This window comes from Dellaglioa sp. CoH-57-MRSF-20, from assembly GCF_056781955.1.
Window position 1 is genome coordinate 132,748 of the sequence record NZ_JBXAXV010000004.1, and the last position, 25,307, is coordinate 158,054.

The following is a 25,307-nucleotide window of genomic DNA, read 5'->3' on the forward strand; positions in this document are numbered from 1 at the left end:
GCACTTAAAACTTACACTAATGTAAGCATTATACCATATACCTATACAATAAAAAAATGTCCAAAATGGACATTTCTTCTATTTTACTTCATTTTCTGTCTTAATAATTATATCTTGTGTATCATCATTGATACGTTTAATTTCAGCACCCAAAGCTTCTAACTTTTGATGGAAATGATAGTAGCCTCGATCAAGATATTCAAGATGTGTAACTTGTGTATAACCACGAGCTACTAATCCTGCTAGCACAAGTGCTGCAGCAGCTCTTAAGTCTGTAGCAGCAACTTCTGCACCATTGAAGTCAGTTGGACCATACATGACAACTGAGTTGCCTTCAATCTTAAATTTTGCATTCATACGTCGTAATTCTTCAAGATGCATAAAACGATTTTCGAATACCGTCTCTGTTAAAATACTTGTACCATCTGCCATTAATTGAAGGACAGTCATTTGAGGCTGCATATCAGTTGGGTACCCTGGATGAGGCAATGTTTTAACTGTAGTTGGTTTAATTTTTTCTGTTCCAATTACTCGGATACCATTGTCTTCTTGGATAACGTCAATGCCCATTTCTTCTAATTTAGAAATTAATGGTTTATTGTGTTCCGCAATAGCCTCTTCGATTAAAACATTACCTTGAGTCATTGCTGCAGCAACCATGAATGTCCCTGCTTCAATCCGATCTTGGACAACTGCATGATCAGCGCCATGTAATGCCTTAACACCATGAATGCGAATTGTTTCGGTACCAGCACCTTGTACTTTAGCACCCATTTTATTTAAAATATTAGCTAAATCAACAATTTCTGGTTCTCTTGCAACATTTTCAATCACAGTTGTACCAGTAGCTAATGTTGCAGCCATCATAATATTCTGAGTTGCACCTACACTTGGAAAATCAAGATAAATGTTGGCACCCTTTAATTCATCTACAGTTGCTTCTATATAACCATCGAATTGTTCAATATGCGCACCCATTGCTTCAAAACCTTTTAAATGCAAATCAATTGGGCGAGAACCTATTGCACACCCACCAGGCATTGCAATCTTCGCATGTTTAAGTCGTGCCAAAAGTGGTCCCATTACAACAATAGAAGCACGCATTTTTGAAACATATTCAAATGGTGCTTCTGGTGATAATTCTTTAGTCGCACTCATTTTAACTTCATTAGTTTCTTCATTAAAGTCAACGTCTAAATTTAAAAAACGTAGTACGTTATTCATTGTAAAGACATCTGACAAAACTGGTACATTTGACAGTGTATTTTCACCACTACTTGCTAAAATTCCGGCTGCTAGAATTGGCAATACTGCATTCTTTGCGCCTTCTATATGCACTGTTCCATTGAGTGAGTTTCCACCCTTGACGATTATTTTTTCCACAAGTTATTCCCCCGTTATTATTTAACTAAAAAAACTAAATTACGAACATTATCAATAAAATTTAAGAAAAAGGCACTGCTTGTATATCCTAATAAAATAGCCAATAAGACAATTAAAACTTTGATTCTTTGTTGGCTACTTTGTGGGAAAAACCTGTCTATTCGTAACCCTTGAATTGCCCAAAAAGCAATTCCAATAAACATTAGATGACTCATTAAAGTAACTAGCGATTGGATTCCCACAGTATTCATCAAAACACTCCTAAAATTTATTCGTCATAAGCATAGCATATTTTGTACCACTTGTCGCTAATATTTGTAACAAAAATGAAATATTTAATATGTATATACAAAAAAAGGTACTGAATAAATCCAGCACCCACTTTTGTATTAATGTTTAGAGATATTAATTCGATTGATTGCACGTCTAAGTGCAATTTCAGATCTTTTAAGTTCATCAACATTATGTGTTTGTTTTGCAGTAGAAATCATCTGCTCAGCTCTTTTTTTAGCAGCCTGTGCACGATTTTCATCAATATCTTCTTGGCATTCTGCTGCATTTGCAACAACCGTTGCGACATTTTTTGAAAATTCAATGAATCCACCACTTACGGCAATTTCATCTTCTTCATTATCATTTACCTTAACCCTGACAGCATCAATATCAAGAGAAGCAATAACTGGAATATGATTGGGTAAAATACCCATTTCCCCGCTGGGTGTTTTAACAATAATCATTTTAGCATTATTGTCATAAACACTACCATCAGGAGTGACGATACTAACGGTCAAAACTGAATCTTCAGCCATCTGTTATTACCCCCTATTTTGCCATTTTATTTGCTGCTTCAATAACATCTTCGATTGGGCCGACACCATTGAAAGCATCTTCAGGAAGTGAATCATATTTACCATCAAGAATATCTTTAAATCCTTGAACTGTTTCAGCAATTGGTACATATGATCCAGGTTTTCCTGTGAATTGTTCGGCAACATTAAAGTTTTGTGAAAGGAAGAATTGGATGCGACGCGCACGTGCTACAATTACTTTTTCATCATCAGATAATTCATCCATACCTAAAATAGAAATAATATCTTGTAATTCACGATAACGTTGTAACGTATGTTGAACTTCCGTAGCAACACGATAATGTTCTTCTCCAACAATTTCAGGTGTCAAAGCACTTGAAGTTGAAGCCAAAGGATCAACAGCTGGGTAAATACCTTGTTGCGTTAAGCTACGTTCCAAGTTAGTTGTTGCATCCAAATGGGCGAACGTCGTTGCAGGAGCAGGATCAGTATAATCATCAGCTGGAACATAAACTGCTTGAATTGATGTAACTGAACCTTTTTTAGTTGACGTGATACGTTCTTGCAATTGACCCATTTCAGTAGCTAATGTTGGTTGATAACCTACGGCTGAAGGAATACGGCCTAATAAGGCTGAAACTTCAGAACCAGCTTGTGTAAAGCGGAAAATATTATCAATAAACAATAGCACATCTTGTCCTTTTTCATCACGGAAATATTCCGCAATTGTAAGACCAGTCAATGCAACACGCATACGGGCACCAGGCGGCTCGTTCATCTGACCAAACACCATGGCTGTCTTCTCTAACACGCCGGATTCTTTCATTTCAAAGTAAAGGTCATTACCTTCACGAGTACGTTCACCAACACCGGTAAACACTGAAATACCATTATGTTCTTGAGCAATATTATGAATTAATTCTTGAATTAAAACAGTTTTACCAACACCGGCACCACCGAATAATCCAATTTTACCACCTTTAATATAAGGGGCTAACAAGTCAATAACTTTAATTCCTGTTTCAAGAACCTCAGTACTTGCACTTAATTCATCATATTTAGGAGCATCTTTATGGATGCTACTGCGCTCTGCATCTTTATTAAATTCAGGACCACCATCAATGGTATCTCCTAAAACGTTAAACACTCGACCAAGAGTATCTTCACCAACAGGGACAGAAATTGAAGCACCTGTGTCTTCAACAACTGTTCCACGTTGCAAGCCATCCGTAGAATCCATGGCGATTGTTCTCATAACTCCGTCACCTAATTCAAGCGTAACTTCGATAATTAGAGCAGTTCCATCTTCACGTGTAACTTTTAACGCATTATTGATATCTGGTAAGGTTTCGTTTAAAGAGAATTGTACATCGACGACGGGCCCGATAACTTGAACAACTTTACCGAGACTCATCTTCTGTATTTCCTCCTGTCATTTTACTCTAAAGCAGCTGTTGCACCAGTAATTTCTGTAATTTCTGTTGTAATAGCACTTTGACGTGCACGATTATACTTTAATTCTAATGATGCAATAATATCTTTAGCATTATCTGTCGCAGATTTCATTGCTGTAGAACTTGAAGCATGTTCAGCTGTTTTAGCATCTAAAATCGCACCATATACTAAGCTTTCAGCAAACTGAGGTAGAACAACTTCAAGAATTGCGTCTCCTGAAGGTTCCATATCATAATCTTCATTCCCCATCACATTAGACGTTTCAATACCTTCTGCATCTGTATCCATATTCACTTCTGAAATAGGAAGCATTTGTTCAGAATGAAAGTCCGATTGTAAACTATTAACGAAATGATTATAACAAACAAATAATTCATCATAAACTTCACTGTTATACATTGTTACTACTGATTTAACGATTTCACGAACCTCAATAAACGTTGGAATATCACTTACACCACGGTATTCGTAGGCAACCTCATATCCTCTATTTTTAAAGAAGTCAGCACCAGTACCACCAACAGCAATAATAACAGCATTATCTACAGTATGGCCATTTTGCTTCATCAAATCTAATGTTTGTTTAATTACGTTACTATTGTAACTACCAACTAAACCACGATCAGAAGTAATAATTAAATAACCACTTTTTTTAACAGGTCTCTTTTGTAACATATCAAAACCTGAAAATTTTGAACTATCATTCTCAGATGATTGCTTTGATTTTCCAGCTTTAGCATCTAAAAGGTGAGATTGGGCAAGATGGGTAATGACACTTCTAATTTTAGAAGCATATATCTGATAACTTTGAGTATGACGCTGAATTTGGCTTAACTTAGCAGTCGAAACAACTTGCATTGCGCCAGTTATTTGTCCCGTTTTCTTAGTTGAAACGATTCGACGCTTTACTTCCATTAATGAAGCACCCATTAATTCTCACCATCTTTCATTTACTTTTAGTTTACGCTTTTTCAGGAGTTACTTGGAAACCTTCTGAAAAGTCTTTGATTGCAGCATCAAATTTATCTTCGTCAGGTAAATTACCTGTTTCTTTGATGTGATTTAAAAGATCACTATGATTATTATCAAAGAAATCAAAAATTTCACCTTCAAAACGAAGAATATCATCAACAGGAACTGAATCCAAGAATCCATGTGTTAATGCATATAAAATTAAAACTTGTTTTTCAACAACTAATGGCTTGTGTAATGGTTGTTTAAGTACTTCAACCGTACGATGTCCACGATTTAATTTAGCTTGTGTTGCGGCATCTAAATCAGAACCAAATTGAGAAAATGATTCTAATTCTCGGAATGATGCAAGAGCCAAACGAAGGCTTCCGGCAACTTTCTTCATTGCTTTAATTTGAGCTGACCCACCAACACGAGAAACTGATGTACCAGCATCAATAGCTGGACGAGTACCTGAATAGAATAAATCACTATCCAAGAAAATTTGACCATCAGTAATCGAAATTACGTTAGTAGGAATATATGCAGAAACATCACCAGCCTGTGTTTCGATAAATGGAAGAGCAGTCATTGAACCACCACCCAATTCATCACTTAACTTAGCTGCACGTTCAAGTAAACGTGAATGTAAGTAGAAAACATCACCAGGATAAGCTTCACGACCCGGCGGACGTCTCAAAATTAATGACAGTTCACGGTAAGCCGTTGCTTGTTTTGATAAATCATCAAATACAATCAAGACATGTTTACCGTTATACATGAATTCTTCACCCATTGCTGAACCAGTATATGGAGCTAACCATAATAATGGTGCGGGAGAAGCAGGACCAGCACTAACGACAATTGTGTAGTCCATTGCGCCTAATCGACGTAACGTTTCCACTTGTGCGCTAACAGTTGATTCTTTTTGTCCAATAGCAACATAGATACAAATCATGTCTTGATCTTTTTGATTTAAAATCGTATCAATAGCAACTGATGTTTTACCAGTCTTACGATCACCAATAATCAATTCACGTTGTCCACGGCCAATTGGAACTAAAGCATCAATAGCTTTAAGTCCAGTTTGTAAAGGTTGATCAACTGACTTACGATCCATAACTCCTGGAGCCTTTTTTTCGACTGGACGAGTTTTGTTTGTCTTAAGATCACCTTTACCATCGATGGGTTGGCCTAAAGGATTAACAACACGTCCGATAAGTTCTTCACCAACAGGAACTTCCATGATTCTACCCGTACGTTTGACAACGTCGCCTTCACGGATACCTTCATAGCCACCTAAAATAACGATACCAACATCGTTTGTTTCTAGATTTTGAGCCATACCATAAGTACCGTCAGAAAATTCTAACAATTCTCCTGATAAAGCGTTATCCAAACCGTGTGCACGAGCAATACCATCACCAACATAAGTAACGGTACCTACTTCATCAACGATAAGTTCGTCTTTATATTGTTCCAATTGTTCTTTAATTAAAGCACTGATTTCTTCAGCTTTAATGCTCATACAAGGTTCACCTCTTAACTACTTTAATATGTTACTCCGCTAATAATCGTTTTACTTTGTTGATTTTTGATGAAATTGATCCATCAAAAATCTGATTATTGGCTTCAATAATAACGCCACCAATAATTTTTTCATCAATAATATTGTTAAATACTATCTTATTTGCACCGATTCTTTCTGCAAACTTACTTGATAATTTCGTTAATTGACTATCATCAAGCTCAATTGCAGTTGTAACGGTTGCATGTACAATTTTTTCTTTAACATCGCATAATCGTTCGAATTCTTCAATTATTCCAACCATATCACCCATTCGACCATAATCAAAGACCATTTGGATAACGTTTGCAATAATTGGAGATGCATCTTTGAGTAAGACCTTAACAAGGTCTTGCTTTTCTAACAAATTAAGACGTGCATCAACAAGCACTTCACTCAATTGTGGATTAGCAAGAAAAACTTGTCTAACTTCCTCTAATTCTTCAGAAAAGGCAACAATATTACCTTGTTCATCAGCAATTTCAAAGATGGCTTCACCGTAACGATTGGCAACGGTTGCCTTATCTAATTTCATTTTACTTTACCAACCCTTCAATATAAGAATTGATTAAGTTTTTTTGATCATTCTCATTTAATTCTTTTTGAATAATCTTAGAAGCAATTTCAATAGATAATTCAGCGACATCACTTTGAACGCTACTCAATACTTCTTGGCGTTCTTGTTCAATATCTTTAACAGCATTTTGTTTCAACGTCGTTGCTTCATCTTGAGCTCCAGAAACGATATCATCATGTTGCTTTTTACCGTTATCTTTTGCACGACTAACAATTTCAGATGCTTCTTGACGTGAATTATCTAATTGGTCTTGTCGTTCAGTTGCCAAAATATCGGCTTTTTTTCTTGAATCTTCAGCAGAATCTAAATCATTTGCAATTTTATCTGCACGGTCACTCATCATTTTTGTGACAGGACCCCATGCAAAGTGTTTGATGATTAACATCAAAATAACAAACGAAATAATATAGAATAAGAAATCACCAGTTTGAAAATTACCAACTGCACCGAAAACTAAATCTGAAAACATCTATTGACACCTCCTTTTTAAAATTAATATATTTCGTTGTATCAACGAAGAATCAAACTTAATTTCAAAAATTATTTAGCCATCAATAAGAATGAAATAACGATAGCAATAATAGGAACGGCTTCAATCAAACCAACACCAATAAACATTGTTGAACGTAATTGACCAGATAATTCTGGTTGGCGAGCCATACCTTCGATTGTTTTAGAAATAACTAAACCATTACCAATACCTGTTGCGACAGCGGCTAAACCAGCTGCAATACCTGCTGCTAATAATCCCATAATAATTGTTTCCTCCTTAGATATCTTGTTTTATTCTTTTTGTACTTTTCCACCGATATAAACCATTGACAATGTTACGAATACGTAAGCTTGGATACTTCCGATAAACAGAGAGAATCCTTGCCAGATCATTTCAACTGGTAAAGCCACGATAGTCATTAATGGGCCCATAGAAACTGCACCACCAATTAACGTTAATAATACTTCCCCAGCGTAAATGTTTCCGTACAAACGAAGAGCTAATGTTAGCAAATTTGTAAATTCTTCAATCAAGTTAATAGGTAAAAGAAATGCAACTGGACTCAAATAGGAATTTTTAATATATCCCTTAAATCCGAATTGAATAACACCCATAAAATGTGATAATAGCAGAATCAAAAATGCAAACGTTAGTGTCGTTAGCGGACTCGACGTTGGACTTTTAATCAACGTCTTGTCGCCAAAACCTATTTGTAAAAATAAACCCATTTGGTTAGATACAAAGATAAATAAGAATAACGTAAATGCTAATAAATTAAACTTCTTACCTTCTTTTCCTGGCATTGCGCTTTTAACAATCCCATTGGTGAAATCAATGAGCCATTCCAAAACATTTTGTCTACCAGTCGGTTTCATGGTCAGTCTTCTCGATAATACAATAGCTATCATCGCGACAATCACACATGCAAGTAAACCGGAAACGACATTCGTAATATTGAAAGGTAGGCCATAAAAATTCACAACGAAAGCATCTCCATCCACAGAATTTCACCTCTTTCCAAACTTTTATTTGACCGTATAAAACGGTATAAATTAAAGAGAATAACTTTATAAATATTCTCCAATTACAAAAGAAATCATACCACCAATTGAAATAAAATACAAAAGAAATTCTGACTTATTTTGAGTTTTTTTTCACATTAAAAAAAATGACACCTAGACGGCTTACGCATAAGCATTCTAAGGGCCATTCATTTAATTTATTTCGTACCAAACAATCGATCACCTGCATCGCCCAAACCTGGGACAATGTAGCCATCTTCATTCAAGTGATCATCAAGTGCTGCTGTATAAATATCAATATCAGGATGTTTTTCACGTAAAGCTGCAACACCTTCTGGAGCCGCAACAAGACAAACAAACTTAATTGTCTTTGCGCCGCGCTTCTTCAATGCATCAACTGCCATAATAGCAGAACCACCAGTAGCAAGCATTGGGTCTACTACAAGAAGATCACGACTAGCAATATCTTCAGGCATTTTTACAAAATATTCTGTTGGTTGGAATGTTGTTTCATCACGGTACATACCAATATGTCCAACTTTAGCTGCTGGTAATAATTCCAAAATACCATCAACCATCCCTAAACCAGCTCTTAAAATAGGAATAATAGCAATTTTCTTACCAGCCAATGTTTTTTGTGTTGTTTTACCCATAGGTGTTTCAACGATAACATCTTCTAAAGCAAAATCGCGAGAAACATCATATACCATTAGTTCAGCAATTTCATTAACAACTTCTCTAAATTCTTTTGTACCACAGTTCTTATCACGTATAATCGTTAATTTGTGTTGAATTAACGGATGGTCCATCACTTGAAATTTGCCCATTACGAAACACTCCCTTAAATTTAGTCTATTCTATTTTAGCGAATTATTACCTAAAATACTAGTCTTAAACGTATTTAATTTGTGAAATAGGATGCTTTTTAGATAATGCTAAAACTTGCGAACCAATTTCGGCTAATTTATCGTCATCATCGTGAAATTGAATTGCGTATAGAATTAGAATTGCAATCACTTTTACGTCTTCGCTGTCAAACCCACGAGTAGAAATTGCTGGCGTTCCAATTCGAATTCCAGACGTTTTAAATGGGCTCAATGATTCATTTGGAATTGTATTTTTATTCACAGTAATATGAACACGATCTAATAAGTTTTGAACTTCTTTTCCATTTAACCCAGAAGGTGTTACATCTAAGTTCATTAAGTGATTATCAGTTCCACCAGAAATAACTCTCACTAAATCTGACTGTGCAAATACGCCAGCCATTGCTTGTGAATTCTGAACAACTTGATACATATACGCCGTAAATGCTGGTTGCGCTGCCTCATAGAATGCTGCCGCTTTCCCAGCAATTACGTGTTCAAGTGGGCCACCCTGTGTACCAGGGAAAACTGCCGAGTTTAGTTTTTTAGCATATTTTTCTTTAGCAAGAATCATTCCACCACGAGGGCCACGTAACGTTTTATGCGTTGTTGTCGTAACAACATCAGCTACATCTACGGGATTTGGATGCAGTCCAGTAGCTACAAGACCAGCAATATGAGCCATATCTACCATTAAATAGGCGCCAACTTCATCAGCGATTGCTCTAAATTTTGTAAAGTCGATCATTCGACTATAAGCTGAGGCTCCAGCAATAATCATTTTAGGTTTTTCTTTAAGTGCTATCTCTCGAATAGCATCATAATTTAAACGTTCTGTTTTAGAATCAACACCATAACTAACAAAATTGTACAATTCACCTGAGAAATTTACTGGTGAACCATGCGTTAAATGTCCACCATCGTTTAATTTCATTCCTAAAATCTTATCTTGAGGTTCTAAAAATGCCTGGTAAACGGCCATATTAGCTTGTGAACCAGAATGTGGTTGTACATTGGCATATTCAGCATGGAATAGTGCCTTAGCACGATCAATAGCTAATTGTTCAACTACATCAATATACTCACAACCACCGTAGTAACGCTTATTAGGATACCCTTCAGCATACTTATTGGTTAACACGCTACCTTGTGCAGCACGTACAGCATCAGAAACGATATTTTCAGACGCAATTAATTCAATATTGTCCTCTTGGCGTTTTTCTTCATGAGCGATTGCATCCCACAATTCTTTATCCTGTTGTTTATATTTCACTTTTTCAGCATCCATAAGTTCAACAATATTTTGGCTACTTGCTGCTTTTTCAAGACGGTTCATGTAAGCAACACCCAATCCCTTTTTATCAAACCCTTCAACTAAAATCATTTGAACATTAGGGTTGTCATCGAAGTAGCGTAAACCGTCAAAAAGTGATTGGCTTGCTGATTCAATTGTTTTTCCTAAAGAAGAATAGCCACTATTCTTAGGTATCTGATCCGTATCAATTTGACCTTCTTTTGCCATTAATCCGATTGCAATATCTTGTTTAGCGACCCAGTCTAAAATATCTGACCAATTTTGTGTTGAATCAACAATCACAACTTGTGCTCTTGGTGCATAATGTCGATACTTCATCCCAGGTGCTTTTGGCGTTTCTCCTTCGGCAACTTCATGTGTATCATCACTAACGTGTCCAATTACATCCTCAATTTGTGACTGAGTAACTGCTCCAGGTCTCAAAATTGTTGGTTCATCTGTACTCATGTCTAAGACAGTTGACTCCACCCCTACTTTTGTTTGCCCATCATCAATGATACCAGCAATTTTACCATTCAAATCATGAGCAACATGTTCTGCCATTGTTGGACTAGGTTTACCTGAAGTATTAGCTGAAGGGCCAACAATTGGAACGCCCGACTTAATAATAAAATCTAATGTAACTTTGTTATCTGGCATTCTAAAGGCTGCAGTTTCTAAACCGCCTGTAACAGTCTTTGAAAGAGCTCCTGCTTTTAATTTAAGGATAAGCGTCAATGAACCCGGCCAAAATGTTTTAATTAACTTTTCCACATTGGCAGTAAGTGGTTGTGCATATTCCCGAACTGTCTCTACATCGGCAACGTGTACGATTAGTGGATTATCACTTGGTCGACCTTTTGCAGCATACACTTGTTTGACTGCCTCTTCATTTGTCGCATCGGCACCCAATCCGTACACTGTTTCAGTTGGGAATGCGATCAATTGTCCTTGCTTTAATAACTCTGCAGCAGTTTCTATTTCATTAGGTTGATAAATAATTGTTTCCATTAACTCAACACCCCTTTTATAATTTTGCGTGAATCATTCTTTGATTATCAAAACTATCTTTTTTTCCTTCTATTAAAACTGCATTTTCAAATGCGTTTGTTAACATCTTTATCACGGCGTTTTCTTGTTGATACCCTATTTCAAAGAAAATATCTCTTGGTTTTTGCGTGAAGCGAGCCACCTCTTCTATCATTCTTCGATACAAGATTAGACCATTTTCAGCTGCAAATAATGCGACTTGCGGTTCATGTTCAATCACACTTTTATCCATCACATCTCGCTCATTTTCGGCAATGTATGGTGGATTAGACACGATGACATCCACTTTCAATTCATGAATAGGTTCTGTTAAATCTCCAATCAAAAATGTTACATCAACTTGCTGTGCTTGTGCATTTTTTTTGGCAACCGTAATTGCTTCTTTAGAAATATCACTTGCAAAGATTTGCCAATTTGGTCGCTGTTGTTTTAAAGCAATCGCAATTGCTCCAGAACCGGTTCCAATATCAGCAATTACCAACTTCTCATTAGCAGGCAATGTCTCCAACATCCATTCTACCAATTCTTCCGTCTCAGGTCTCGGAATAAGGGTTGCTTCGGTCACTTTCAATTGCATACCAAAAAAGTAGGCATGACCAATAATGTATTGTGCCGGCATTCCATCACAAAATTGCTGAATATCTATCTGATATTGTTGCCACTCATTTTTTGGCATTTTTGTTTGATAATTCATTAATAAATCAGTCGTTGACCAGCTTAGTCGCTCTAATAATAACCACTGACCACTTTCAACTTCTAACTTATGTTCCTCTATACACAAAGAAGCCCATTTCAAGGCTTCATAGTAGGTTGGATTAGTCATTTTCTTGCAACTTTTCCATTTTTTGTGTTTGATCATATAAAATCAATGAATCGATTACTTCTTCAAGTTCACCATTCATAACACGATCTAATTTATTCAATGATAATCCAATTCGATGATCAGTCACACGATTTTGAGGGAAATTATAAGTTCTAATTCGTTCTGAACGGTCCCCTGATCCAACAGCTGATTTTCTATTTTCATTGTAAGCACTTTGTTCTTGTTGTGAATAGAAATCATAAACTCGAGCCTTCAAAATTTTCATAGCTTTTTCACGATTTTGTTGTTGTGAACGTTCATCTTGCATAGCTACAACAATGTTTGTTGGTAAATGGGTCATTCGGACAGCAGATGATGTCTTATTAACATGTTGTCCACCGGCACCAGAAGAACGATAAACATCCGTTCTAATATCTTTTGCATCAATTTCAATTTCAACATCTTCTGCTTCAGGCATAACACCTACTGTTGCAGTAGAAGTATGCACACGTCCAGCTGATTCTGTTGATGGAATTCGTTGAACTCGATGTGCACCACTTTCATATTTCAGCTTAGAAAAGACACTATCACCATTAATCAACAGGACAATTTCTTTAAAACCACCGACTTCAGTCACATTTTTATCCACAATTTCAACAGTCCAACCTTGCTTCTCAGCGTATTTAGAATACATTGAGAATAAATCTGCAGCAAATAAACTAGCTTCATCCCCACCGGCAGCGCCGTGAATTTCCATGATAATATTTTTATCATCATTAGGATCCTTAGGAATTAATAGTACCTTAATTTCTTCTTCTAAAGCTGCTTTTGCTTTCTTTGCGTCAGATAATTCTTCTTTAGCCATTTCAGCCATTTCAGAATCTAAATTTTCGCCTAGCATTTCTTCAGCATCTGCAAGTTCTTGAACAACAACTTTATATTGGCGATATTTCTCAACTGTTTCGCGGATACTTGCCATTTCTTTTGATAATTCCATAAACCGATTATTATTTGAAATAATCTCAGGATCAGACAATAATTCGCCTAATTCTTCATAGCGATCATCAACTGATTGTAATTGATCATACATTTCATCCATTTTATATTGTCTCCTCTTAATTCTTTATCTTTCTAGTCTATCTGATTATTGTAATTGTGTCATCAACGGATTGTTATAATGTTTACGACATACTGGATAATAATCTTCATTACCACCTATTAAAATTTGTTCGCCAGCATATACAGGTTTACCATCATGAATACGTAAATTCATGATGGCCTTTTTATGACAAAACCAGCAAATTGTTTTCATTTCTTCAATCTTGTCAGCATATAATAATAAATATTTTGATCCTTCAAACAATTCGTTTTTAAAATCATTCTTTAACCCAAAAGCCATAACTGGAATATTTAATTCATCCACAATTTTAGCTAATTGAATAATATGTGCTTGTTTTAGAAATTGTGATTCGTCTATTAAAACACAAGCAGCATTTGAATTAGTCTGTTGAACTAAATCAAAGACATTTGTTTCTTCAAAAATAGGTGTCGCCTCACGTTTCAATCCAATTCGACTTGAAACAAATCCAACACCATCCCTGTCATCCACACCACTTGTTAAAATAATAACTGATTTATTTTGTTCTTCATAATTATGCGCAACTTTTAAGATTTCAATTGTCTTACCACTATTCATTGCACCGTATTTAAAAAATAATTGCGCCATAATAAACCTCTTCTGTTTTTCAGATTTCCGTCTTTAAGTATATCCGATTTAAGCTTGGATTTCATTAAATAAAAATTTTTTCTTAATATTAGGCATTTTATATGTAGAATTTTGTAATTATGCTATTATAGACATAATATAAATTCAGTAAAGTAGGCTATGACGTGGATTCTATCCTATGTAGTCAATTTTCTGTAAACGGAGGATATTTTAATGACGATAAAAAGCTCAATAGCAACTGTCGCAGGGAAATCATCATATTGGTTTTTGCACACCTTTCTAAAAGGTGGTAGCTCTCTACCCGGCAAAATAACTGCCGCGTTAGATCCAGAAATTTTAAAAACATTAGGTGCTAATTATGACGTTATTGTCATCACTGGAACCAACGGTAAAACCTTAACAACCGCCTTAACAGTTAAGGTTTTAGGTGCTAAATATGACCATATCTTAACAAACTCTGCTGGATCAAATATGGAACAAGGTATTATCACAGCATTTCTAACGGATAAGCGCAAAAAAAATGAGCGTCCTCTTGCTGTTCTTGAGGTTGATGAAGCAAATGTCATTAAAGTAACCCAATACATCACGCCTAAAGCATTTGTTCTAACAAATATTTTCCGTGATCAAATGGACCGCTACGGTGAAATTTATACAACTTACAAAAAAATTATTGATGGGATTAAATTAGCACCCAATGCAACAATTATTGCAAATGGTGATGCACCCATTTTCCATTCAATTGAATTACCAAATCCTTTTGTTTTCTACGGTTTTAATCATGAAGAGGAAACAGAAAGTTTAGCACCTACGAATACTGATGGGATTCTTTGTCCAGTTTGTCAACATATCTTACATTATAAAACCCGTACGTATGCTAATCTCGGGAAATATTATTGTCCAAACTGTCATTTTAGTCGTCCAAAATTAGACTACCAATTAACATCACTTTTAGAACAAACACCCACATCATCTCACTTTATAGTTGATGGACAACCCATGGAAATTCATGTCGGCGGTTTATATAACATCTACAACGCCCTTGCTGCTTATGCAGTTGGTCGTGTCTTCAATGTTGGTCCTGCAACAATTAGTAATACATTAAGTGAAGACGATGAGCAAGTCTTTGGTCGACAAGAAGTCATCCATGTTGAAGACAAAGACATTACCTTAGTTTTAGTTAAAAATCCAGTTGGCCTCGATCAGGTACTAGATATGATTGCAACAGATACAGAACCATTCTCGTTGGCCTTCTTATTAAATGCAAATTACGCAGATGGTATTGATACCAGTTGGATTTGGGATGGGAATTTCGAACAATTAACACAAATGAACATTCCTCAATTCATGACGGGTGGTGAACGTTATAAAGATGTTTCATTCCGTTTTAAGGTCGCTGGTGTCAAAGATGAACAATTAATTAAAGAACCTGACATTGCTAAAGTTATCGAACAACTTAAAACCTTCCCCACAAAACATATTTACGTTTTAGCCACTTATACAGCTGTTTTACAGTTACGTAAATCACTCGCTAATGATGGTTATATCAAGGAGGGCATGTAATAATGGCAAAATATCATTTAAACGTCGCCCATTTATATGGTGACTTATTAAATACTTATGGTGATGTTGGTAACCTATTGGTGTTAGAATATTATGCCAAGCAAATGGATACTGACTTACAAACTGAAGTCATCAGTTTAGATCAACCTTTTGACAAAGATCATTTTGACTTAACTTTCTTTGGTGGTGGACAAGATTTCGAACAAAAAATTGTCTCAAAAGATATTCAAGACAAAAAAGAGGCCTTAACCGACTATATTGAAGATAACGGTCCCCTCCTCGCAATTTGTGGCGGTTACCAATTACTTGGTCAATATTATGTCGGTGCTGATGGTGAAAAAATTCCTGGCATTGGTGCAATGAGTCATTATACAGAGACACAAGATGACAATCGTTTTATCGGAGATATTACGATTCAAAATGAAGATACCGGTGAAACTTACCATGGTTTTGAAAATCATAACGGGATGACCTTCCTCGGTAAAGATGAACGACCACTTGGTAAAGTGTTAAAAGGTAAAGGTAATAATGGTAGTGATGCTTCAGAAGGTGTCATTTACAAAAACGTTTTTGGTTCATATTTCCATGGCCCAATCTTAACAAGAAATGGTGAATTAGCTAAACGTCTACTACTGCTTGCGTTGCATCGTAAATATCCAGATGTTGATTTTAGTCAACAAGAAGCACTCGTTATCGAACCAACATTTTAGTAAAAAAATAAAGATTCAAACAATAGTATATTATTGTTTGAATCTTTATTTTTTTATGCTTTTTCTCCAGGTTCTGATGCAATAATTTGCATATCACCTGTAATTGTCCATTCTTTAACTTCGTTTGGTAAAATAAAATGCATACCCATTTTTAAATCATATATTTTATCATCGACTTTAATCTGACCTTCACCTTTTAAAACTGAAACAAGAGTATAAGGTGCGACTGTTCTTTTAAAATTTGCTGATCCGTTTGAAATCAACCATTCATAAACACTAAAGAATGGTGTTTTAACAAAGGTTGTTACTTTGGCATCCCCGACCATTTTTGTTTGAATATCGAGTTCAGGAACTTTATTAGGCACATTAGTAACATCAATCGATTGTTGAATATGCAAGTCACGCTTCTTACCCGTTGTTGCATCCACACGGTCAAAATCGTAAACACGATATGTTGTATCACTACTTTGTTGCGTTTCAAGGACCATCACACCAGAACCAATGGCATGAATTGTACCACTAGGAACATAAAAGAAATCTCCCGCTTTAACAGGTACATGCGTAAATAAATCATCCCATCTTTCGTCATGAATCATTTCCGCTAATTCTTCACGTGTTTTAGCATGGTGCCCATAAATAAGTTCTGCCCCAGGTTCGGCTGAAATAACATACCAACATTCTGTTTTACCAAGTTCATGCTCATGTTGCATTGCATAAGTATCATCCGGATGTACTTGAACTGATAAATCTTGATTAGCATCTAAAATTTTAGTTAGAAGTGGAAAAACATCCCCTTTAGCATTACCAAAAACTTCACGATTTGAATCCCAGACTTCATTCAATGTTTTGCCAGCAAATGGACCATTCAAAACAGTACTTGGGCCATGTGAGTGTGCGGAAATAGCCCAAAGTTCACCAGTATGATTACTTGGAATATCATATCCAAAGACCGTTTTAAGATGATCACCACCCCAAATTTTTTCTTGTAATACAGGTTTTAAGAATAAAGGTTCTGTCATTAGTTGCTCTCTCCTTCGTTAAACATATTATTGGTTTATTTTATCATAAGCGGTTACATTTTTGAATGTTAATCGGTTACAATCCAGCTTTTTCCGTTAAAAAGCTTTCTATAATTTCATCTCGTTTTACCAAATAGAGACTATTATCACTCGTCGGATGTACCCTATTCGTTAAGACAACCAACCCGTCTTGCATGGATTGATCCATTATTATAAATGTTCCTGTATAACCAGTATGATAGACAGATAAGCAATCGCCATCTCCACGAAGATCCCAGCCAAGTGAACGACCCAAGCTTCTTGTAGGTGTTTGATCTGAGAATAACATTTGCGTCGTCTCCGGCCGTAATACTGGACGTTCAGGACCATCTGACATAAACCACTGCATAAATCGTAATAAGTCGGATACAGTGGAAAATAACCCTGCCGATCCACAATGTTCTTTTAAAATCCGTGCTTTGGGGTCATGAACAATACCCTTTAAAAGACCTAAGTCAGGAATAATCTCAGTTGGAACACTTCTTGAGATATTTGGACTAAAAGTACTATCAGTTAATCCTAAGGGATTTAAGACTTCTTGCTGCAATGCTTGCTGAACAGGAATTTTTAAAATACTTTCAATAATATATCCTAAAAAAATTAGTCCGATATCACTATAAATAACTTTTTTTCCAAGATTTTCACCATTACTTAGTCCGAATAGTGCTTGTTTTAAATCTGGTTCCGATAATTGATTTCGATTTTTAATATACCCTTGAAAATCTGCCGTATGCGTCAACATATGCCGTAAAGTCACCCGTTCGTCCTGATAATTTGGTAGGTATTTTTTTACGGAATCATCAACATTCAAACGACCCTCTTCTTGTAATTTTAAAATAAGAGTTGTTGTTCCTATCACTTTAGTTAGTGATGCAACGTCGTAAAGTGCATTGTCAGCTAATTGTTCAGTTTCAGGGACTAATTGCGAATATCCCAAATAGTTTTGATTGCTAATTGTATTATGATGGATAACCCCATATGAAGCACCAGGAACAATACCATCATTAACTAACTGTCGAATTTTATTTATCGTTTTAGGATATAGCAATCGTAATCACCCCTTTTGATTAATCTTCACAATTGTAAATTTACCTTTTTTAAAATCAACGTTACTAACACTAGCATTCTTCAAGAGCATCGTTGGAAGTTGATTTTTTTCTAAGCTGTCGATAAAACTTGATAACACAAGACCATGAGACACAATTAAAATATTTCCTCCCTGCGTCTGGTACTGATTCCCAATATCCGTTAATGTATCAATTATTCGACTAGTCATCTTATCATATGTTTCAGCTTGGCTAGTTCCTTCAAGCTCTGCGAACATATTTACTAAGTTTCTAAAGCGATTATGCCCTAAAACGGCCTGACTCACTTTAAAAAAACCAAATTTTTTAACAAGCATTGGAATTAAATCTTTATTTTTCATCTCTTCTAGTCGACCAAAATCGACTTCTCGAAGTCCTCTTAATGGTTGAAATTCAAACGAAGAGTCATGCTTTTCAAGAATAAAGTCCGCAGTATCTTGCGTTCGTTTTAAGTCACTTGTGTACACGGCTTCAAAATAGACATCTTTTAATTGTGTTCCCAAATTTCTAGCTGCCTCTCGCCCCTTGTGTGTCAGACGAGAATTAGTCACGCCTTGTAGCCTCTTTAATCTGTTCAATCGTGTTTGACCATGTCTTACTAAATAAAAATGAACTGTCTTCATCGCCTGCACCTCCATAAAATGGTTTATATTTGTACCTTCAAGTATACGCTACCATTAAGATTTTACCTAAGTAAAAACCTAAAATATATTTTTAAATTTAGTCTGTCTACGACTATAATAAAATAAATCAAAACATTTTCGTTTAAATTGGTATAATGAAGTAAATCATTTAGATGGGGAGTGTCACTTATGGCTAGTAATTCAGATTCTATATTCTTCGTCTTATCTTATGTCAGACGACATCCAGAAGACGTTTTCTTTTCACGCTTGACCTATACTAATTCAATAACCCTCGTCATACCAGGAAGCGTCAAAGTAGCTGATGCTGATATTTATTTTTTACCAGATAAACTAACTGTTAATCGTCTCACTGATGATTTCGTTTCAAAACACGGTGATTTATTAGATTACTTTAACGATAAATTAGATCATTCCATCCCTGACTATATGGACGTCTGGGTAACAACCGTGTATCTGACACATCATGATAAATATTTAATTGAACTTTCATTTGAACAAAATGTCTAAACAAAAAAGTGATTAAGCAGGTTCTGAAGTGAACCCCAAAAGTTGGAGTAAATATTAAGCGATCATCTGGTCGGTATGTTTTCGATATTCAATCGGAGACATACCGGCCAGTTTTATTTTAATTCTTTTATGATTGTAATAATCAATATAATTTTTTATGGCTACTTTTAAAGCTTCGTATGTCGCATAATCGTGATTATGAACTGTCCCAACTTTTAAAATATGAAAGAAGCTTTCAGCACATGCATTATCTAAACAAGTCGCTTTGCGACTCATACTTTGAAAAATTTTTGCTGATTTGATAATCTCTGTATAACGGCTGTTCTGATATTGAAATCCTTGATCAGAGTGAACTGTCATTCGATAACTGAGATTTGAACGTTTATTGATTAACCGTTTTAGTGGTTCTGTCACAAACTCCACCGTTGGGTGGAGGCTAATTGACCATTGAAGGACTTCACTATTAAATAAATCAATATATGCCGTAAAATAAGCTCTTTCATTTGTACTTTTATTTCCCCATCGTAGTTCAGTGACATCAGTTACTATTTTTTGATAGGATCTATCAGTCTTAAAACGTCGGTTTAAAAGATTGGAAGCTATTTTACCAACAGTTCCTTTATATGAATTATATCTTTTCGTTTTTCGTTCGTAAGCGTGACATAGGAGTTTGTTTTCTCGCATTATTCTCAACACGGTTTTGTGATTGATTTTAATGCCTATGTTACGTAACTCACTTGTTACGGGACGATACCCATAATCAGAATGCCCTTCACAAATTGTTTTAATCGTTTCAATCAGTTCTTTTGAATCTTGTTGGTACTCTCGTTTACAAGCATCATGGTAGCTACTGCTGGACATCAGTCCAGCTTTTAATACGGTTGCCAACTTAATCTGTAATTCACACCTTAACTCAGTGATTATCTGGGCTTTTTCTTGGTTTTTAATCTTTGTTTTTTCTGTATTAAGGCGTCCAATTTTTCCAAGTACGCTACCCGTGCCCTTAGAAAGTCATTTTCTTCTTGTAATTGTTTTGAAGTTTTTGGATTTTTTGATTTAGTCATTTTAGGCAGTTTTCCTTTTGAAGTTTTTAAGCGACCTTGTACCAGTTTCTTTTCCCAGTCCCAAATCACGACAGGATTCTTAATTTTAAAATGACGTGCTGTAACCGGAAAAGAAGCCCTATGTTTTAATCGCCAGTGAATGACCTTCATTTTATAGGAATAATCATAAAATGTCTTCCCTAAATTATTTTCTAAGCCTTGAATCCCAAACATTTTAAAATGATCCAACCATTGATAAATAGTTGCAGATCCCTTGATTCCATACTTCTTCATTAGTAAACCGGCTGGTTTACCTTTCAAATATTCTTTTAGAACTTTTTTCTTTATTTCAACTGTGAACATAGTAAAACCCCCTGAGTTAGATTTCTCCAACTCAGGGGGTTCACTTCATTCCCCTACTTAATCACTTTTTTAAATATTCTAATTAATTACATCTTTTATCGCCCAAACGGGGCTCGAACCCGTAATTCCGCCTTGAGAGGGCGACGTCTTAACCAATTTGACCATTGGGCAAAAATACTCTTTTAAGTATAACCCATATAGATTTGATGTCAATGATTTTTATGCCAAATTAAAAATTGAATAAAACAACAATACAGATACAAACCGAGACAGTACAATGCAGCAGCCCACATAACAAAAGATAACCATTTATATTGTAGGAGAACTTTCGTGGTACCTATCAATAACGTTGTGACACACGCAATCAATAATCTAATGTATAACTTTTTTAATTCACGTCTTAGTTTTATTTCCAATACGTTCGCCTCAAACCCATCTATAGAATAATAACTTAATAAAATGTGCAAAACTTTAGCTTAATTTATTCATTTGTACTTTCTCTACATAACACAATCTTTATGTCCTTCATTATAACGTTATGTATCAATTAGAAAAGTAATCATCACTTTTCTTTATCAATAATTAATCATCTTTACTATTTCTTATTGTTTCAACAAAATATTACTATTTTCTATTTGACAAAAGACCGTTATATCGCTAAAATTAGGAAGTTAATTATTCTTGGGTAATAGCCAAACTGGTAAGGCGCCGGACTCTGAATCCGCAATCTGTAGGTTCGATCCCTACTTACCCAATCAAGTGTTTTCATAGAGTTTCATAAGGTTTCATCTAGATTCAACAAACCGTAGTCAAAACCGTAGTCAAAAAAATAAACTGTACGGGCATGTATGTACTGATGCATCTACTTTCTTAAGTAGGTGCTTTTTATTTTCCCTCAACAAACCGTAGTCATTTCATCACATCTAATTAAATCTACTTCCTTTAGGGTGTCTTGAATGTCTTGATAACCTTTTTAATTGCATCCCTTTAGGGGGTCCGAAATGTCCGAATACTTATTTTTGCCTACATATCTAATAAGTCCCAGGGATGAATAGCTGCACCCATATACTAATATTTGCTAACATATTAGGTATAAATGAAGTATCATTTTGACGAGCTTACTAGAGTTTTGATGAGCTTTATAAAGTATTTTATGGCAAGTTTTGGCAGGTTCTAACACTAACCCTATTACTTACTTTAAGAATACCTAAACATCAATTATAGATAAGGTATTATTTATTACACCTTATCCTCGCCGCTTCGCCTTTTAAAATTTTATTCACTGCATTTAACGGAAAAGATATAGAGTCTATATTTGTTGCAACTGCTGTAAAAATTTTATTAATTTTATTAGTTTCTTGATCTATCAATTCTATATTTTCTTCTTTATTTTTCAATAACCATTTTACTGCCATAGTAAGTTCATCGTATGTTTTCATTAAATCACTCCAAAGTGTAGCAATATTATCTTGATAGGTATCACATTTTTTTGATAATTCGGGTACATAGCTAACGTATGTTTCAAAATAAATTACATATTCATTCTTCAAATTAGTAATTTCATTCAATTTTTCTTTATTAATTTTTGTACCCAAATTACGAATATCATCTATTGTTTCTAATGTACCCTTAGAGAAAATATCTTTTTTCATTAAAATAATATTGGCGGTAAATCTATTATTAATAGAAATTAATCTAGATATGTTCTTAATATCTTCTACAGCAAGGGCATTACTTAACTCATTTTTTCTTTGCTCTTTTAACTGAAACTTTGTATTTATATATGCAAACATAGCTGCACCACCAATACCTATGAAAGAACCTATATAACCTCCCCAAAATCCAAGCCACCCATCACTCGAACCTACTCCTGGAACAATGCCAATAAAAATATTGATGACCCAAGGGATGATAACAGTCACTATCAATATTACTAGTAAAATGAACCATTTATATTTTTTTATAAACCCCCATATTTTACTCACTGCATTACCTCCAAATATCTTATTTACCTCTATATTAAACAATAAAAAACAGGTAAACAATACCTGTCCCAACTCTATGAAATACTATGAAACTCTACGTAACTTAAAAGGTTTATTTTAATGATCACTAGTTACTCAAAAATCACTAAATGATGATTTAACTCACACTAAACTTTTTCACACTTTGAATCTGGCTACCGTTTGTACTTCCAACCGTATCATTCATGATGGATCATTTTAGATAGTATAGTTTATTTCTTTAGCTTTTTAAATGTTTGCACTTTCGTCAACACTATTAGTGTATATACTTTTTAGCTACTATGCTAAGAAATTCATTAATTTTGCTTTTCTAAATTTTAGCTAATATTCTAAGGCCCGGTATTTATCTGAAGATTCCCAGTTCCATATTTCATTTTTTACAAAAAAAGCACTCACGTTTGTGAATGCATTAATGAACCATTATGGAATATCACTATAAAGTATTATATTTATTTAACGGTTTAGCGTAAAGTTTTCTGTATCTATGTCTGGTCTAGTCGAATAGCGTGAGATAGTTTTAAGTGAAACGGTTGTTTTGTTATGATCAGGCACTAGGTAATATTTTTCTCGAAGACTTGCACCCGTGTACACCAACTCTATTTCCCAACCACCATTTCCATAGGGTACGTATCCTCCCAACGCTGCAGGAATATCATCATTATTATTAATTTTAGTTATAGTACTTTTACTTCTATCTGTTATTATCAAGTTAAAATTGCCGTAATTATCATTTGAATTTTCATGTTTGATAATCAGTTTAATCGCTTCATCAATTGATATTGATAGCCCATCACTGGATTGTTGTGTATCATCACTAGCATTGATGATAACGTTATTCACTAGAGTATTTCGACTACCATCAGTTAACTTTTGATTTACATAAGTAGCTATTGTCGACATACCAACTTTTTGTAGTTCATTATCTGCATTGTCATAATAAGCTACAGTATTATGTACATCCCCCAGTAATCTATAATATGGATTATCACCTTTTTGAATATAATACTTAACTGTACTTGAATTAGGTGTTTTAATTGAAACATTGAACCCATCTGCTATTTTATCCGTTAAACCATTCCAAAAACGATTTGCACCATAATAAGCGATTGCTACAGCTGACTGTTTAGGATGGTCTTTCATCTGCTGAACTGTCAGAGTTCCTACATTCCTACTTGCCTGTTTTTTCGTTTCCTGTAATTTACTTTTTTCTTTTTTTAACGATGAAACTTCTCTACTCATTGAACTAGCTATTTTCTTTGAACTTGCTTGTGATTTACTAGAATCAATAGAAGATGATTCATCCTTTTTTGAATTGCTGCTCCCACACGCAGTTAATGATAATAACATCATTGCTATCCCACACGTTACCAATACCTTTTTCATTTTGAAACTCCCCTAAAATTTATTTACCTTTAAATTAAACACTAAAAATGATAGGTAATCAATATTCGTATTCACCTTATGCACTTTTATAAAACTCTGTACAACATAATCTATATTTTCATACTAATAGTCGCAGGTTTTGTTAGATTTTTAACCATTCAAAGATATTTTATACTAAGTTTGTTCAGCCCCAAATGCCGCAATAACCCGTACGACATTTTCTATTTTGGCGTACAAAAAAACATCCACAGTATGGATGTTTCAATTAACCATTATATTTTATTTTGAGTTTGCTGTGCGTCTATTGCATCTTTGGCAGTCGTTTCTAATGCAAACTCATAAGTAAGCTTTGTTCCATTAGATTGTTTTTCTATCCATTCTCCATATGTTATATGTGATCCCTTTATTGTGTAAGGTATGCGATGTGAACCAGATTCACCCCTCATTATAATAAACTTATCGGTTATCTTATACGTATAATTATAGGCTCTATCTTTTCCCAGCTGTGTACGAACCACTGTATCACTTTTTGCGTAACCTAGAGTAATTAAATCAAAAAGGGAGTGCCGTGGAGCAGTACCATCTTCCATAGCTTTACTGATGTCCTCACCATTATATTTGATTGGAGCAAAACTAAATCCTTTTTTTAATTCATTTCTCACAAGATTAGCTGCCTTAGATGACCTTTCAGCTACCATACTTGATTCTTTGGCAGCTGATTCTGATGATGCTTTACTTTCAGAAGATACTTTTGCTTTTTTTATAGACTCTTTCTTATTTGATTCACTTTTTGATTTCTGCAAACTAGATGATTTTACCTCAGATGATGACGATTCCTTACTTGCACTATTGCTGTTCCCACATGCAACTAATAATAATGCAACCATTGTTGAAGCACATAATACGACTACCCTTTTCATTATCCAACACCCCTT

The 25,307-nt window shown here is 34.9% G+C and carries 26 protein-coding genes, 2 tRNA genes and 1 pseudogene; 4 read left to right on the plus strand and 25 right to left on the minus strand.

Annotation, left to right across the window (positions count from 1 at the left end):
• Positions 1 to 78 precede the first annotated feature (78 nt).
• The 16 genes and pseudogenes from murA to AC1RPN_RS05860 all read right to left on the minus strand — a co-directional run bounded on the left by murA (position 79) and on the right by AC1RPN_RS05860 (position 13,995).
• Positions 79 to 1,383: a UDP-N-acetylglucosamine 1-carboxyvinyltransferase gene (gene murA / locus AC1RPN_RS05785; protein ID WP_481761641.1), complete on the minus strand. Its 1,305-nt coding sequence runs from the start codon at positions 1,381 to 1,383 to the stop codon at positions 79 to 81.
• Positions 1,384 to 1,400: 17 nt separating this feature from the next.
• Complete coding sequence (locus AC1RPN_RS05790) at positions 1,401 to 1,634, minus strand: DUF1146 family protein (protein WP_409022310.1); 234 nt, start codon at positions 1,632 to 1,634, stop codon at positions 1,401 to 1,403.
• Positions 1,635 to 1,772: 138 nt separating this feature from the next.
• Entirely contained in the window at positions 1,773 to 2,192 is a 420-nt protein-coding gene (locus AC1RPN_RS05795) for a F0F1 ATP synthase subunit epsilon (protein ID WP_481761640.1), read from the minus strand.
• A gap of 13 nt (positions 2,193 to 2,205) precedes the next feature.
• Positions 2,206 to 3,606 (minus strand): F0F1 ATP synthase subunit beta, encoded by a 1,401-nt coding sequence (gene atpD, locus AC1RPN_RS05800; protein WP_409022308.1) that lies wholly within the window; start codon positions 3,604 to 3,606, stop codon positions 2,206 to 2,208.
• 23 nt (positions 3,607 to 3,629) lie between these two features.
• Entirely contained in the window at positions 3,630 to 4,577 is a 948-nt protein-coding gene (locus AC1RPN_RS05805; RefSeq protein ID WP_481761639.1) for a F0F1 ATP synthase subunit gamma, read from the minus strand.
• Positions 4,578 to 4,608: 31 nt separating this feature from the next.
• Positions 4,609 to 6,126 (minus strand): F0F1 ATP synthase subunit alpha, encoded by a 1,518-nt coding sequence (gene atpA, locus AC1RPN_RS05810; RefSeq protein ID WP_481761638.1) that lies wholly within the window; start codon positions 6,124 to 6,126, stop codon positions 4,609 to 4,611.
• 31 nt (positions 6,127 to 6,157) lie between these two features.
• Positions 6,158 to 6,700, minus strand: coding sequence for an ATP synthase F1 subunit delta (gene atpH / locus AC1RPN_RS05815; protein ID WP_481761637.1), 543 nt, complete (start codon positions 6,698 to 6,700; stop codon positions 6,158 to 6,160).
• 1 nt (position 6,701) lies between these two features.
• Entirely contained in the window at positions 6,702 to 7,211 is a 510-nt protein-coding gene (gene atpF / locus AC1RPN_RS05820; protein ID WP_409022304.1) for a F0F1 ATP synthase subunit B, read from the minus strand.
• 71 nt (positions 7,212 to 7,282) lie between these two features.
• Positions 7,283 to 7,495, minus strand: a complete 213-nt coding sequence (gene atpE / locus AC1RPN_RS05825; RefSeq protein ID WP_409022303.1) for a F0F1 ATP synthase subunit C — start codon at positions 7,493 to 7,495, stop codon at positions 7,283 to 7,285.
• Between the two features lie 30 nt (positions 7,496 to 7,525).
• Positions 7,526 to 8,236: a F0F1 ATP synthase subunit A gene (gene atpB, locus AC1RPN_RS05830; RefSeq protein WP_409022302.1), complete on the minus strand. Its 711-nt coding sequence runs from the start codon at positions 8,234 to 8,236 to the stop codon at positions 7,526 to 7,528.
• 218 nt (positions 8,237 to 8,454) lie between these two features.
• Positions 8,455 to 9,084 (minus strand): uracil phosphoribosyltransferase, encoded by a 630-nt coding sequence (gene upp, locus AC1RPN_RS05835; RefSeq protein ID WP_409022301.1) that lies wholly within the window; start codon positions 9,082 to 9,084, stop codon positions 8,455 to 8,457.
• A 64-nt stretch (positions 9,085 to 9,148) separates the two neighbouring features.
• A complete protein-coding gene (glyA, locus tag AC1RPN_RS05840; RefSeq protein WP_481761720.1) occupies positions 9,149 to 10,411 on the minus strand; it encodes a serine hydroxymethyltransferase in 1,263 nt (420 codons plus the stop codon).
• 33 nt (positions 10,412 to 10,444) lie between these two features.
• Positions 10,445 to 11,428, minus strand: a pseudogene (locus AC1RPN_RS05845) (L-threonylcarbamoyladenylate synthase); the annotation flags it as partial.
• Between the two features lie 16 nt (positions 11,429 to 11,444).
• Positions 11,445 to 12,290 (minus strand): peptide chain release factor N(5)-glutamine methyltransferase, encoded by an 846-nt coding sequence (gene prmC, locus AC1RPN_RS05850; RefSeq protein WP_481761636.1) that lies wholly within the window; start codon positions 12,288 to 12,290, stop codon positions 11,445 to 11,447.
• Positions 12,283 to 13,368 (minus strand): peptide chain release factor 1, encoded by a 1,086-nt coding sequence (prfA, locus tag AC1RPN_RS05855; protein WP_409022299.1) that lies wholly within the window; start codon positions 13,366 to 13,368, stop codon positions 12,283 to 12,285. Before prfA ends, prmC begins: the two co-directional genes overlap by 8 nt.
• Positions 13,369 to 13,413: 45 nt before the next feature.
• Complete coding sequence (locus AC1RPN_RS05860) at positions 13,414 to 13,995, minus strand: thymidine kinase (protein ID WP_409022298.1); 582 nt, start codon at positions 13,993 to 13,995, stop codon at positions 13,414 to 13,416.
• Positions 13,996 to 14,208: 213 nt separating this feature from the next.
• Here AC1RPN_RS05860 and AC1RPN_RS05865 point away from each other — a divergent pair, with 213 nt between their 5' ends.
• Entirely contained in the window at positions 14,209 to 15,555 is a 1,347-nt protein-coding gene (locus tag AC1RPN_RS05865; RefSeq protein ID WP_481761635.1) for a MurT ligase domain-containing protein, read from the plus strand.
• Positions 15,556 to 15,557: 2 nt separating this feature from the next.
• Complete coding sequence (locus tag AC1RPN_RS05870; protein ID WP_409022296.1) at positions 15,558 to 16,265, plus strand: type 1 glutamine amidotransferase; 708 nt, start codon at positions 15,558 to 15,560, stop codon at positions 16,263 to 16,265.
• A gap of 53 nt (positions 16,266 to 16,318) precedes the next feature.
• Here AC1RPN_RS05870 and manA read toward each other — a convergent pair whose 3' ends face one another.
• The 3 genes from manA to AC1RPN_RS05885 all read right to left on the minus strand — a co-directional run bounded on the left by manA (position 16,319) and on the right by AC1RPN_RS05885 (position 19,031).
• A complete protein-coding gene (gene manA / locus AC1RPN_RS05875) occupies positions 16,319 to 17,284 on the minus strand; it encodes a mannose-6-phosphate isomerase, class I (protein ID WP_481761634.1) in 966 nt (321 codons plus the stop codon).
• Between the two features lie 76 nt (positions 17,285 to 17,360).
• On the minus strand, positions 17,361 to 18,371 hold the full coding sequence (locus AC1RPN_RS05880; protein ID WP_481761633.1) for a serine hydrolase domain-containing protein: 1,011 nt from the start codon (positions 18,369 to 18,371) through the stop codon (positions 17,361 to 17,363).
• Positions 18,372 to 18,377: 6 nt separating this feature from the next.
• Positions 18,378 to 19,031, minus strand: a complete 654-nt coding sequence (locus AC1RPN_RS05885; protein ID WP_409022293.1) for a histidine phosphatase family protein — start codon at positions 19,029 to 19,031, stop codon at positions 18,378 to 18,380.
• A gap of 189 nt (positions 19,032 to 19,220) precedes the next feature.
• On the opposite strand from AC1RPN_RS05885, the gene AC1RPN_RS05890 reads away from it, so the two are divergent.
• Positions 19,221 to 19,559 (plus strand): hypothetical protein, encoded by a 339-nt coding sequence (locus tag AC1RPN_RS05890; RefSeq protein ID WP_481761632.1) that lies wholly within the window; start codon positions 19,221 to 19,223, stop codon positions 19,557 to 19,559.
• Positions 19,560 to 19,613: 54 nt separating this feature from the next.
• Here AC1RPN_RS05890 and AC1RPN_RS05895 read toward each other — a convergent pair whose 3' ends face one another.
• From AC1RPN_RS05895 to AC1RPN_RS05905, 3 genes are all read right to left on the minus strand, one after another.
• Positions 19,614 to 20,537, minus strand: coding sequence for an IS3 family transposase (locus tag AC1RPN_RS05895; protein ID WP_481762191.1), 924 nt, complete (start codon positions 20,535 to 20,537; stop codon positions 19,614 to 19,616).
• The gene (locus AC1RPN_RS05900; RefSeq protein WP_481761995.1) at positions 20,480 to 20,965 is read right to left on the minus strand and encodes a helix-turn-helix domain-containing protein; all 486 of its coding nucleotides are present in this window, start codon (positions 20,963 to 20,965) and stop codon (positions 20,480 to 20,482) included. The genes AC1RPN_RS05895 and AC1RPN_RS05900 overlap by 58 nt, the downstream gene beginning before the upstream one ends.
• A 98-nt stretch (positions 20,966 to 21,063) precedes the next feature.
• Positions 21,064 to 21,136, minus strand: a tRNA-Glu gene (locus AC1RPN_RS05905).
• Between the two features lie 511 nt (positions 21,137 to 21,647).
• On the opposite strand from AC1RPN_RS05905, the gene AC1RPN_RS05910 reads away from it, so the two are divergent.
• Positions 21,648 to 21,720: transfer RNA gene (locus AC1RPN_RS05910), tRNA-Gln, on the plus strand.
• Between the two features lie 477 nt (positions 21,721 to 22,197).
• On the opposite strand, the gene AC1RPN_RS05915 is transcribed toward AC1RPN_RS05910, so the two are convergent.
• The 3 genes from AC1RPN_RS05915 to AC1RPN_RS05925 form a co-directional block, all read right to left on the minus strand.
• On the minus strand, positions 22,198 to 22,950 hold the full coding sequence (locus AC1RPN_RS05915; protein ID WP_481761916.1) for a hypothetical protein: 753 nt from the start codon (positions 22,948 to 22,950) through the stop codon (positions 22,198 to 22,200).
• A gap of 492 nt (positions 22,951 to 23,442) precedes the next feature.
• Positions 23,443 to 24,372 (minus strand): hypothetical protein, encoded by a 930-nt coding sequence (locus tag AC1RPN_RS05920; protein WP_481761917.1) that lies wholly within the window; start codon positions 24,370 to 24,372, stop codon positions 23,443 to 23,445.
• A gap of 272 nt (positions 24,373 to 24,644) precedes the next feature.
• Positions 24,645 to 25,292, minus strand: coding sequence for a hypothetical protein (locus tag AC1RPN_RS05925; protein ID WP_481761918.1), 648 nt, complete (start codon positions 25,290 to 25,292; stop codon positions 24,645 to 24,647).
• Positions 25,293 to 25,307: the final 15 nt, after the last annotated feature.